This is a genomic window from Niveispirillum sp., from assembly GCF_017996735.1.
Lineage (GTDB): Bacteria > Pseudomonadota > Alphaproteobacteria > Azospirillales > Azospirillaceae > Niveispirillum.
Window position 1 is genome coordinate 42,010 of sequence record NZ_JAGOGJ010000038.1, and the last position, 12,436, is coordinate 54,445.

At 67.0% G+C, this 12,436-nt stretch carries 8 protein-coding genes; 5 read left to right on the forward strand and 3 right to left on the reverse strand.

The window, feature by feature from the left end:
* Window positions 1–25: 25 nt before the first annotated feature.
* A complete protein-coding gene (locus KBA48_RS14220; protein WP_292907420.1) occupies window positions 26–613 on the reverse strand; it encodes a GNAT family N-acetyltransferase in 588 nt (195 codons plus the stop codon).
* The gene (locus KBA48_RS14225; RefSeq protein ID WP_292907422.1) at window positions 613–1,647 is read right to left on the reverse strand and encodes a hypothetical protein; all 1,035 of its coding nucleotides are present in this window, start codon (window positions 1,645–1,647) and stop codon (window positions 613–615) included. Before KBA48_RS14225 ends, KBA48_RS14220 begins: the two co-directional genes overlap by 1 nt.
* A 253-nt stretch (window positions 1,648–1,900) precedes the next feature.
* Between KBA48_RS14225 and KBA48_RS14230 the strand changes: the two genes are divergently transcribed.
* Window positions 1,901–6,742 (forward strand): NAD-glutamate dehydrogenase domain-containing protein, encoded by a 4,842-nt coding sequence (locus tag KBA48_RS14230; protein ID WP_292907423.1) that lies wholly within the window; start codon window positions 1,901–1,903, stop codon window positions 6,740–6,742.
* 30 nt (window positions 6,743–6,772) lie between these two features.
* Here KBA48_RS14230 and KBA48_RS14235 read toward each other — a convergent pair whose 3' ends face one another.
* Window positions 6,773–7,162, reverse strand: coding sequence for a YbaN family protein (locus KBA48_RS14235; protein WP_292907424.1), 390 nt, complete (start codon window positions 7,160–7,162; stop codon window positions 6,773–6,775).
* Between the two features lie 107 nt (window positions 7,163–7,269).
* Between KBA48_RS14235 and KBA48_RS14240 the strand changes: the two genes are divergently transcribed.
* From KBA48_RS14240 to KBA48_RS14255, 4 genes are all read left to right on the forward strand, one after another.
* Window positions 7,270–7,617, forward strand: coding sequence for a DUF3088 domain-containing protein (locus tag KBA48_RS14240; protein WP_292907425.1), 348 nt, complete (start codon window positions 7,270–7,272; stop codon window positions 7,615–7,617).
* 80 nt (window positions 7,618–7,697) lie between these two features.
* Entirely contained in the window at window positions 7,698–8,576 is an 879-nt protein-coding gene (gene aguB / locus KBA48_RS14245; RefSeq protein ID WP_292907427.1) for an N-carbamoylputrescine amidase, read from the forward strand.
* Window positions 8,577–8,717: 141 nt separating this feature from the next.
* On the forward strand, window positions 8,718–11,564 hold the full coding sequence (locus tag KBA48_RS14250) for an SLBB domain-containing protein (RefSeq protein ID WP_292907429.1): 2,847 nt from the start codon (window positions 8,718–8,720) through the stop codon (window positions 11,562–11,564).
* 6 nt (window positions 11,565–11,570) lie between these two features.
* Window positions 11,571–12,329: a glycosyltransferase gene (locus KBA48_RS14255; RefSeq protein ID WP_292907431.1), complete on the forward strand. Its 759-nt coding sequence runs from the start codon at window positions 11,571–11,573 to the stop codon at window positions 12,327–12,329.
* Window positions 12,330–12,436 lie beyond the last annotated feature (107 nt).

Genomic DNA, 12,436 nt, shown 5'->3' on the forward strand with positions numbered 1-12,436 from the left:
AGAGCGGCGTCTGCCGCGATAAGGGTCATATCGGCGCTGACCGCGCCTCACGCTGGGTCCCGGCTTCCGCCGGGATGACGGTTTGGGCGGCCCGGACCCGATAAAACACATGCCGACGCAGGGCGTGACCTTCAGCCAACCTTGGATGATCGAAATCCATCGCCGGTTCGTGGCGCATGCCGATCCGTTCCATGACGGCGCGGGATGCACGGTTATGCGGCACCGTAAAGGCCACGATCTCATCCAGCCCCGCCGGGCCGAACCCATGGGCAAGGGCGGCCTTCGCCGCTTCCGTCGCGTAACCCTTCCCCTGGAAGGTGGGCGACAGACGCCAGCCGATCTCCACCGCCGGCAGGAACCCGGCATCGAAGGTTACGGGCATCAGGCCCGACGCACCGATGAGAAGGCCCGAGACCTTTTCCACCAGGGCCCAGCAGCAATAGCCGTGTTCCGCCTGAAACCCTTGCTGTCGCTTGATGCTGGCCGCATTCATCTCCCGCGTGAAGGGCCCGGCCAGCCATTGATAGACGGCGGGATCGTCATTGATGGCCGTCAGGGCGTCCAGGTCGCTGTCCAGCCAGGGACGCAGGATCAGGCGGTCGGCTTCGATCATCAATCCACCATCCGCACCTGCGGCAGCCCGATGCCCGCCGCCACCCGTTCGCGCAGCACGTCGCGGCGGAAGCGGTGCAGTTCGGCCGGGCGGCCGCCGGTATGGGATTCCTGTGATCCCGTGGCTTCCACAAGCCCGCCGGCCAGGACCAGGCGGCGGAAATTCTGCTTGTGCAGTTGCACGCCGGACAGCGCCTCCACCGTCCGCTGCAAGCGGAACAGCGTGAAAAGCTGCGGCAGCAGGTCGAAGACCAGGGGGCGGTATTTCAGCTTGCCTCTAAGCCGGCCCAGGGCCACGGCCAGGATGCGGCGGTTATCCTGGGCCATGGGCGTGCCCATCTGGGCCGCCAGATCGGGTTCGTTCAGATGGCCATTATCCAGGCTCAGGCCCAGGCGCTGGCGGATGGCGCGGTCGCGCAGCGCCTCTTCCACCAGACCGGCGCTGTAGAGCAACTCGTACCGCTCCAGCACACGTTCGGTGTCCCACAATTCTTCTTCCGCGAAGGTGGTGGAGACACGTTCGGCGCGTGCGGCGGCGATGGCGCTGTCGGGGGCGGCCGCGATCCAGCGCGACAGGGCCGGCATGATGGTGCGGGTCAGCAGGGCCGGGCGGCCATCGCGCCAGTCTTCCCAGGGGAAATAATCGTACCAGTCGTGCCATTCGGCCGCCCCGCTGCCCGATAGTGGCGCTTCGCGCACCAGCGCCATGTAACCGACGGTGACGACACGGGCCCCGCCCTCCAGCTCGCGCGGGTCGCGGTACTTGTCTCCGAATGTATAAAGCTGTTCGACATAGCGCAGCGGCAGACCCGTCTGTTCTTCCACCCAGCGGCGCAAACCCTGTTCCAGGGTGCGGTCGCGGTCGGCCGTGAAGGGGCCGAAGGGCAGGGCATCCTGGCCCGCCGTCGCGTCGCGCTGTTCCGGCGTGGCCAGGTTGTGCGTCATGCGCCGCACCACCAGCACGCGCGGTACCTCGTCCGTCACGGCGACGATGACGGCGGTCAGACCCAGCACTGTCGAGTCGGGCACGGGCACGGGGGGCTTGCTTCCTCTCTGTCGGGCGGTCGGGGACGGGCGGATTCGAAAAGAAAGCCGTAGTCGCTTGTAAAGCAATGGAATGCCGTATGCCAGCCCGTCGGCGGCATAAGCGTTCCTGAACGCGCAACTGTCACCCGACCCTCTTTTGAACGCAGCATAAAAGGAGCAAGGTGTTGCCCGCAAACCGTGCCGGGGCAAATCCAGCCCTAAACCGCCCCGACAAGATGCGGTCCATTGCGGGAGATACACCATGGCGTTCAAGCTCGAACAGCGTAAGTCCGAGCTGTTGGAACAGGTCGTTGCCAAGCTGCGCGGCCGCCTGTCCAAGGAAAAGGCCGGCCTGGCCGAAGCGTTTGTCCGGGCCTTCTATCGTAACGTGTCGCCGGACGACATGCTGCGGTCCACCGCGGACGAACTGTACGGCGCGGCAATCGCGATCCTGCAGTTCGGTGGCACGCGCCAGCGCGGCGAGGCCCTGGTCCGTGTGGTCAATCCGCGCGTCGACAGCGATGGCTGGCATGCCCATCACACGGTGGTGGAGATCGTCAATGACGACATGCCCTTCCTGGTGGACAGCGTTTCCGCCGAACTGAACCGGCGCGGCCTGACGGTCCATCTGGTGGTCCATCCCGTGATCAAGGTCAGCCGCGATGAGGCTGGCCGGGTCACCGCCATCTGGCAGAATGGCGACGCGCCGGCCGATGCGACGCCCGAATCGGTGATGCATATCGAGGTCGACCAGATTTCCGGCGCCGATGAACTGGACGCCATGCGCGCCAGCATCGCTGCCGTCCTGGCCGATGTGCGGGCCGCCGTCAGCGATTTTCACGCCATGCGCGCCCGTCTGGCTGACACGATCGATGGCCGTTACGGCCCCGTGGCGGCGGATGAGCGGGAGGAGGGCCTGGCCTTCCTGCGCTGGATGGACGAGGACCATTTCATCTTCTTAGGCGTCCGTGAATATCGCCTGGGCAAGGAGAAGGACGAGGAGACGCTGGACATCCAGACCGGCGCCGGCCTGGGCCTGCTGCGCAATGACGAGGTCAGCGTCTTTGACGGGTTGCGCTATTTCTCCACCCTGCCGCCGGAGGTGAAGGCGTTTGTCCGTCACCCCCGTTTCATGATGGTGACCAAGGCCAACAAGGACAGCACCGTCCATCGCCGCGCGCCGCTGGATGCCGTCATGGTCAAGCTGTTCAATGACGCGGGGGAGGAGATTGGCGAGCGGTTGTTCGTCGGCCTGTTCACCAGCACCGCCTATAACCGCTCGGCCCGCGACATCCCGTTCCTGCGCCAGAAGGTGAACCGCGTCATCGCCCGGTCGGGCTTTGACGGGCGCGGCCATGATGGCAAGGCGCTGGTCCATATCCTGGAAACCTATCCGCGCGACGAACTGTTCCAGATCGGCGATGACGAACTCTACGACATCGCCACGGGCGTGCTGCATCTGCAGGAGCGTCAGCGTGTGGCCCTGTTCGTGCGCAAGGACCCGTTCGAACGGTTCGTGTCGGCCCTGATCCATGTGCCGCGCGACCGGTACGATACCGATCTGCGCAAGCGCCTGCAGGCCTTGATCGAGAAGGCCTATGACGGCACCTCCTCCCAGGTGAATGTCTCCCTGTCGGAAAGCGTGCTGGCCCGTGTCCACCTGATCGTGCAGACCACGCCCGGCAAACTGCCGGATGTGGATGTGGGCGAACTGGAAAGCCAGTTGATCGAGGCCTCGCGCGGCTGGCGCGACCGCTTCACCCAGGCGCTGGTCGAGGATCGGGGCGAGGCGGCGGGCCTGACGCTGGCGCGCAAATACAATGCCACCCTGCCGGCATCGTACCAGGAAGCCTATACGCCGGATGAGGCGGTGGTCGATATCGCCCGGATCGAACAGATCATCGCCCATGGCGGTATCGCGCTGAACCTGCACCGTCCGGTGGAGGCGGACAGCCACCAGCTTTTCTTCAAGGTCTATCAGACCGGCGGGCCGGTGGAACTGTCCAAGGTGCTGCCCATGCTGGAGCATCTGGGCCTGCGCATCCTGGCCGAAGGCGGCCCGTTCGAGGTGGAATTCCCCGGCGATACGCCCAACATCTTCATGCAGGATTTCGACATGCGCACGGCCGATGGCCGGCCCGTCGAACTGGACCGGGTGAAGACGGCGTTCGAGGATACGTTCCAGCGCGTCTGGACCGGGGAGGCGCAGTCCGACGGGTTCAACCGTCTGGTCCTGCTGTCGGGCATGGATTGGCGCGAGGTCACCATCTTCCGCGCCTATGCCAAGTATCTGAAGCAGGCCCGGTTCGATTTCACCCAGGAATATATCGAGAATACCCTCTCGACCCATTCCAGGATCGCCCGCCTGCTGCTGGACCTGTTCCGGTTGAGCCATGATCCGGCGATCCTGGCAAAGCTGGGCCGGGATGAGGTGGACATGAAGCGCAAGGGTCTGATCCTGGAGATCGACCACGCGCTGGATGCCGTCACCAACCTGGATGAGGATCGCATTCTGCGCCGGATGCTGAACATCATCCGCGCGACCCTGCGCACCAACTTCTTCCAGAAGGGGGCGGACGGGAAGCCGAAGAGCTATATCAGCTTCAAGCTGGACAGCGGCTCCATCGACGAGCTGCCCCTGCCGCGCCCGTGGCGGGAAATCTGGGTCTACAGCCCGCGGGTGGAGGCCATCCATCTGCGTGGTGGCAAGGTGGCGCGCGGCGGCATCCGCTGGTCCGACCGACGGGAAGATTTCCGCACCGAGATCCTGGGCCTGATCAAGGCGCAGATCGTCAAGAATGCGGTGATCGTGCCGGTGGGCAGCAAGGGCGGCTTCATCGTGAAGAACCCCGTGCCGGCCAGCGCCGGGCGCGAGGCCGTGATGGCCGAGGTCATCGAATGCTATAAAACGATGATGCGCGGCCTGCTGGACATCACCGACAACCTGAAAAACGGTGTCGTGATCCCGCCGGCCGACGTGGTGCGTCTGGACAGCGATGATCCTTACCTGGTGGTGGCCGCCGACAAGGGCACGGCCACGTTCAGCGACATCGCCAATGGTGTGTCGCGTGACTATGGCTTCTGGCTGGACGATGCCTTTGCGTCGGGCGGGTCGGCCGGGTACGACCATAAGGGCATGGGCATTACCGCGCGCGGCGCGTGGGAGGCGGTGAAGCGCCATTTCCGCGAACTGGGCAAGGATATCCAGAACGAGGACTTTACCGTTGTCGGCGTCGGCGACATGTCGGGCGACGTGTTCGGCAACGGCATGCTGCTGTCCAGGCATATCCGCCTGATCGCCGCCTTCGACCATCGCCATATCTTTGTCGATCCCAACCCGGATGCGGCCAGCAGTTGGGCGGAGCGTAAGCGCCTGTTCGACCTGCCGCGCTCCTCCTGGGCTGATTATGATACGGCCAAGCTGTCGCCCGGCGGGGCCATCTTCGACCGGGGTGCCAAGTCGGTGGCCCTGTCGCCGGAAATCCGTCAGGCCCTGGATATCCAGGCCGAACGGGTGACGCCGACCGAACTGATGCGCGCCGTGCTGCGGGCCAAGGTGGAACTGCTGTGGCTGGGCGGTATCGGCACCTATGTGAAGTCGACCGATGAGAGCAACGCCGATGCCGGCGACAAGGCCAATGACCCGATCCGCCTGAACGGCCGTGACCTGCGGGCCAAGGTGGTGGGCGAAGGCGCCAATCTGGGCTTCACCCAGCGCGGCCGGATCGAGGCGGCGCAGGCCGGCGTGTCGATCAATACCGACGCCATCGACAATTCGGCCGGCGTGGACACGTCGGACCATGAGGTGAACATCAAGATCCTGCTGCGCGACGTCATGGATGGCGGCGGCATGACGCGTGAACAGCGCGACGTGCTGCTGGCCCAGATGACGGACGAGGTGGCGGAACTGGTCCTGGCCGACAATTACAAGCAGACCCAGGCCCTGACCATCGCCCAGGCCATTTCGGTGGAAACGCTGGAGGATCAGGCCCGGTTCGCCCGCACCATGGAAAAGGCCGGCAAGCTGTCCCGCGCCATCGAGTTCCTGCCCGATGACGAGGAGATCGCTGCCCGCGCCAATGCCAAGCGCGGCCTGACGCGGCCGGAAACGGCGGTACTGCTGGCCTATGCCAAGATCGACCTCTATGACCGGCTGCTGGCGTCCGACCTGCCGGAGGACAAGACGGTCGAACGCGATCTGATGCGCTACTTCCCCAAGGCGTTGCAGGAGAAATTCCCCGACGCCGTGGCACGGCATCAGTTGCGGCGGGAGATCATCTGTACCGCCGTCACCAACGGCATGGTCAACCGCGTCGGCCCCACCTTCACCTGGGAAATGGTCGAACAGACGGGCCGCAGCGAGGGGGATGTCGCCCGCGCCTATCTGATCGTCCGCGATGCGTTCGGTCTGCGCCGGCTGTGGGACGCGGTGGAGGATCTCGACACCAGGGTGCCGGCCGGTGTGCAGACGGCCATGATGCTCTATACGGGCCGGCTGATGCGCCGGGCCGTACCCTGGGTCCTGTCCCATGGCGCCTATCCGCTGGATATCGCGGCGGAATGTGCCCGGCTGGGCCCCGTGGTCGATGCGCTGACCGGCCATCTGCCCGACGTGCTGTCCCCGGCTGCCTTGAAATGGCTGGCGGAGACGGCGGGCAACTGGTCCAAGGACGGGGTGCCGGGCGATCTGGCCCGCCGCGTGGCGGCGCTGCCGCTGCTGGCGGCCAGCACCGACATCGCCGAAATCGCGGTGGAGGCGGGGCGCGATCCGTCGGACGTGGCCAGCCTGTATTTCGACCTGGGCGACCGCCTGGGCCTGGAATATCTGCGGGCACGGACGGCGGAGGTGAAGGCCGACAATCACTGGCAGCGCCAGGCGGTGGCAGCCTCTCTGGACGATCTGTTCAACCTGCAGGCCCGCCTGACGGCCCGCGTGCTGGCCCAGACCCAGGGCGGCGACCCGTTCGATGCCTGGGCGGCGCCGCGTCAGGGCCCGCTGGAACGCATCAACAGCCTGCTGACCGAACTGCGCGGCGTGGCGGTGCTGGACATCGCCATGCTGGCGGTGGCGGGGCGGCAGTTGCGCGGTCTGCTGGCGGGGTAAGGTACGGGGGGGCGGTTTCGGCCGCCCTCCTTAACCCCGTTTGGGCGCCGGCCGCGTGGCGACAAAGGTCGCGGTGCAGCACAGGATCACCCCCACGATCACGGGCACCCAGGTGCCCTGTGTGGTGAAGAACACGATCAGCCAGGACAGCGCCATCACCGACACGGCGGCGATCTTTGCCCGGGTCGGAATGGCGCCCTGTTCCCGCCAGTCGCGCAGCGGCGGCCCCCAGCGCGGATGGTCCAGCAGTTTCTGCGCCTTTTCCGGATGTGAGCGGAAATAGGCCCACAGCGCCACCAGCAGGAACGGCGTGGTCGGCAGCACGGGCAGCACGGCCCCCGCCATGGCCAGCCCCACGCAGACATAGCCCAGCGCGATATAGAAGGGCCGCCAGCGGCGGCTGCTTGTCGGCTCGGTCATCCCGCTTTCCGCTGCCAATCGCAAATCGTTCGCAACAATGGACCGGGGGCCAGTGGTTGGCAAGCACCCTGCCGTGGTAGAACGGGATGGTTTGACGGAGATCTCCCATGGCCCGCGACATCCTCTACCTGCTGCCGCCTGATTTCCCGGACGAGAAATATCCAGGCCAACGCTTCTATTGCGCCGATTGCATGTTCATGGAGGGCATCCTGGCCCGCTTCCCGGTGATTGCCCGGCGGGTGGAGGTGCGCCGCCATGATTTTCCCCGGCCACGGGCCGAACTCGTGGCGCTGGTGGGGGAAGCGAACCAGGGAATGCCGCTGCTGATCCTTGGCGATGATGCCGAGGACGGGCTGGAGACGGGGCGGCATGGCGGGGTTCGCTTTGCGGGAACGCGGGCGGCCATCATGAAGGCGCTGGCTGCGCGGCACGGGATCCCATTGCCCCATCCGTGATGGCGCCACCATAATTTCACTCCCCCGCTGTCCTGCCGCTTGGTTATGCTGTGGCCAGGACCTGAACCGGGGGTAAGCAGATGCGCAAGGTGACCGTCGCTGCCACGCAGTTCGCGTGTAGCTGGGACCGTGAGGCCAATATTGCCAAGGCCGAGGAACTGATCCGTCAGGCCCATGGCCAGGGCGCCCAGATCATCCTGATCCAGGAACTGTTCGAGGCCCCCTATTTCTGCCAGGACCAGAAGCCGGAATATTTCGAACTGGCGGCCCCGGTGGAGAATAACCGGCTGATCCAGCATTTCCAGGCCCTGGCCCGGGAATTGTCGGTCGTGCTGCCCCTGTCCTTTTTCGAAAAGGCCAATACGGCACATTATAATTCCCTGGTCACCATCGATGCCGATGGATCGATCCTGGGCCTGTACCGGAAAAGTCATATTCCCGACGGGCCGGGTTATCAGGAGAAATTCTATTTCAGTCCGGGGGATACGGGCTTTCAGACCTATCAGACGCGCTATGCGCGGATCGGCACCGCCATCTGCTGGGACCAGTGGTTCCCGGAGGCGGCGCGCGTGATGGCCTTGCAGGGGGCGGAACTGCTGTTCTATCCCACGGCCATCGGATCGGAACCACAGGATGCGACCCTGGACAGCCGCGACCATTGGCAACGCGTGATGCAGGGCCATTCAGGCGCCAACCTGATGCCCGTGATCGCCAGCAACCGCATCGGGACAGAAACGTTCGAGACGGGCAGCATCACCTTCTACGGGTCCAGCTTCATCACCGATCCCAAGGGCGCCAAGCTGGTGGAGGCGGACCGCGTGTCGGAAACGGTGCTGGTCCAGGAATTCGACCTGGATGCCATTGCCCGCATCCGCGCCGGCTGGGGTGTATTCCGCGACCGCCGGCCAGGCCTGTACGCCCCCATCCTGTCGCTGGATGGCACCCTGCGCCACGGCTGAGGCTGTTCCCAAACGCCAAAGACAAGTGTAAACCATGAGTCTTACATCCTTTTAGGACTCATGGTTTACCTTTCCCGCCTCCTTTTGCTGCTGTTTGCATTGTCTCTCCCGCTTCCGGTGGTAGCCGGGGCGGTGACGGATATGCCGGGGCGTGTGGAAAGGCTGTTCAGCGACCGTGCCGGGCAGGAACTGCGCCTGTTCGGGCGTGATCTGTTTGCCGGGGGGGCGGCGGCGGCGGACGGGCCGGCCCTGGGCAGTGTCGGGGATGACTACCGGCTGGGCCCGGGGGATGAGCTGTCGCTGCTGTTGCGCGGACAGGCGGCGCGCAACAGCCGGCACCGGATCGGCGCCGACGGGCTGCTGCTGGTCGATGATCTGCGCCCCATCGCGGCGGCCGGCCGCACCCTGGGGGAGGTGCGGGCGGAACTGGAGGCGGCGGTGGCTGCCACCCATGTGCAGACGCAAGCCTTTCTGTCGCTCCTGTCCATGCGGCGCGTGGGCATTCTGGTCCTGGGGCAGGTGGCGAAGCCGGGGCGTGTGGCGCTGCCGGCCTTTGCCACGCCGCTGGATGCGCTGCTGGCCGCCGGTGGCGTTCTGCCGGATGGATCGCTGCGTGCCATCCGGCTGGTGCCGCCCGGTGGTGGCGGTGGGGTCTTGGTTGATCTCTACGATTTGTTGACCCGTGGCGACGGGGCGGCGGCCGACCTGCTGGCCGACGGGGCGCGGCTGATCGTGCCGCCACTGGGACCGGTGGTGGCCGTGGCCGGGTCGGTGAAACGCCCTGGTATCTATGAATTGCCGCCCGGCGCGGGGTCCGGCACGGGACCCGACGATACGGCCGATCTGCTGGCACTGGCGGGCGGGGCGCTGCGGCCGGGGCGGGACCGGTCCAGCCTGTTGCGTCTGTCGCCGGAGGGGGTGGAAAGGCCGCTGCCGGTCAGCGCCGGGACACCCATCCCCCTGCGCGATGGCGACCTGTTGATCCATGCGCCCGAAGGGGGCGCGCGGGCGGGCGGTGTCACCCTGTCGGGGGCCGTGGCCGAACCGGGGGAACGGGTGCTGGTGGCGGGCATGCGGCTGGCCGATCTGGTCGACCGGTCCATGCTGCCGCCCGATGCCTGGCTGCCGGCCGCCGTGCTGCTGCGCCGGACGGCGGCCGGGGGGTCGCCACAGATGCGCGCGCTGGACCTGGCCGCCCTGTTGTCGGGGCGGGAGGCGGAGATGGCGGTCGACGGTGATCGGCTGGTGGTCCTGTCGGCAGCGGATGTCGGTTTCCTGCGCGGCCGGTCGGTGCTGTCCCTGCTGGCGGGACAGCCGGCCGACCCGCTGCATCGCGAGGAATGTGCCGGCCTGGCCTCGCTGGCCGCCGCGCTGTCGGCCGATCCGGAGGGGGCGCTGGCCGCCGGTCCCCTGGCGCGGGCTGCCATCGGGGTGGAGGGGCCGCCGCTGCCCTGTCCGCCGCTGTTCCAGGGGACGGATGGCGATCTGTTGCCTTTCCTGCTGCGCCAGTCGGTGTTTATGCGGCGGGGCGTACTGCGGCCCGGCCCCTATCCGCTGGCGGGACCCATGGCGCTGTCGGCGCTGGCCCCGATGGCGGGCGGCGGGTTCGGGGGCAAGGCGCAGGTCGCGCCGGGACAGGTGGCCGATGCCGTGGGCGATGGGGTTCTGCTGTCAGGACCGGTGCGGCAGCCCGGCCTGCGCTCCGTGGGGGATGACGGGTTGAGCCTGCGGGCGCTTTTGTCGGGGGCCGGGGCGCCGCTGCCCGATGCCTATGGGCTGGCGGCCCTGCTGGAACGCACCGATGCCACCGCCTCGGGCCGGCGGCCCAGCCTTTTTGCACCGGCGGAGGTGGTGGAAGGGCGGTTCGATCTGCGCCTGCGCGATGGCGACCGGGTGACCCTGTTCACGCGCGACGCGGTGATGGGGACGGAGACCCCGGACCCGCTGGACCCCGCATTGCGCGCCCTTTTGTCGGAACGGATGGTGGCACTGCGCGGCGGGGTGGTGCGGCCGGGTGAATATCCCGTGGCCGGGCCGCTGCCCCTGCCGCTGCTGCTGCGTGCGGCGGGCGGGGTGAAGCCGGAGGGTGATCCGGCGCGCCTGGAACTGCTGCCCCCACCGCCCGGACCCAGGGGCGAGGGGCAGGGGGACGGGCGCGGCGTGGCCCCGCGTGAGATCACGGGCGGGGTAGCGGCCGTGGAGATGATCCCGCCCGGTGCCGCCCTGCGCGTTGCCCTGCGCCAACGGCCGCAGGAACGGCGCGGCGTGCTGCTGGCCGGGGAGGTGGCGGAACCCGGCACCTATGACATCGCACCGGGGGAGACCCTGTCCATGCTTCTGCACCGGGCCGGTGGGCTGACGGATGAAGCCTATCCCGCCGGGGTGATCTTCACCCGCGAAAGCGCCCGGCTGGCGGAGGAGGAGGGGCTACGCCGCAATGCGCGCGAACTGGACCGGCAGTTGTCGCAGATGCTGGGCGGCAAGAACCCGCCCGATCCGGCGCGGGTCGAACTGGTCCGGCAACTGGCCGCCGACCTGCGCGGAACCACGGCCCTGGGGCGCATTACGGTGGAAGCAAACCCCGACGTGCTGGGCGAGCGGCCGGAACTGGACATCCCGCTGCAGCCCGGTGACCGGGTTCATATGCCCAGGCGCCCCCTGACCGTCACCGTATCGGGAGAGGTGCTGGCCCCGGCCTCCCTGCTGTTCGATCCGGAGAAGCAGGCCAAAGACTATCTGCGGGAAGCGGGCGGCCTGACCCGCTTCGCCGATGATGACCGCATCTTTGTCATCCAGCCCAATGGCGCAGCGCAGCCGCTGGAAAGCGGCTGGCTGGACCATGAGGTGGCGACGGTTCTGCCCGGTTCCATGATCGTGGTGCCCCGCGATGCCGAGCCGTTCGAATGGCTGCCCCTGACCCAGAGCATCACGACCATCCTGAGCCAGATCGCCTTCAGCGCCGCCGCCATCGCGGCCATATCGGACTAGGCCTTGGTGGCCGGCCCGGCCCTTTCCGTCATCACGGTGGTGCGTGACGATCCGGCGGGTCTGACCGCCACACGCGACAGTCTGGCCGGGCAGGTGTGGCGGGATTTCGAATGGCTGGTGGCCGATGGCGGATCGGGGGCGGCCACCCTGTCGGTGCTGGCGGAGGCGGCGCTGGCGCCGGACTGGCTGGACAGCCGGCCCGACGGCGGCCCGTTCGCCGGCATGGACCGGGCGCTGGCCAGGGCCAGGGGGCGGCATGTGCTGTTCCTGAATGCCGGGGATTGTCTGGCCGACGCGGATGTTCTGGCCGATCTGGCGCCCGTGTTGGCGAAGGGGACGGACCTGCTTTATGGGGATGCGCTGGAAGATCCCGGCGACGGGCAGATGCGGCGCAAGCGGGCGCGGCACTGGCGCTGGGCCTTTTACGGCATGCCTGCCCATCATTGCGCCATTATTTACCGTCGCGCCGTGCTGGACGGGCTGCGGCTGGACCAGGGATACCGGATCGCGGGGGATTATGCCTTCACCCTGTCCGTGTTGCGCCGCGCGGCCGGGGTCGTCCAGGTTGATCGTGTCGTGGCCCGCTTCGCGCCCGGCGGCCTGTCGCGCCGTCTGGCGGCGCTGGGTCGGCGGGAACAATACCGGATTCGCCGTCGGCTTCTGATGATGCCCGTAATCGTGGCGTCCACCATCTGGCTGCTACAAATTGTCGCAGCCTCCCTGCGTCATATATCGCCGAAGGGCTACGCCTTTTGGCGATTTTAGCGGCATCTTCAGGGTCTGTTAACCGCTGCAAATCCGTTAACATGCCATTTACATAACAAAATCAAGGCTTAAGCGTTTCCACAACGAATACGCTCATTAACCCTGCC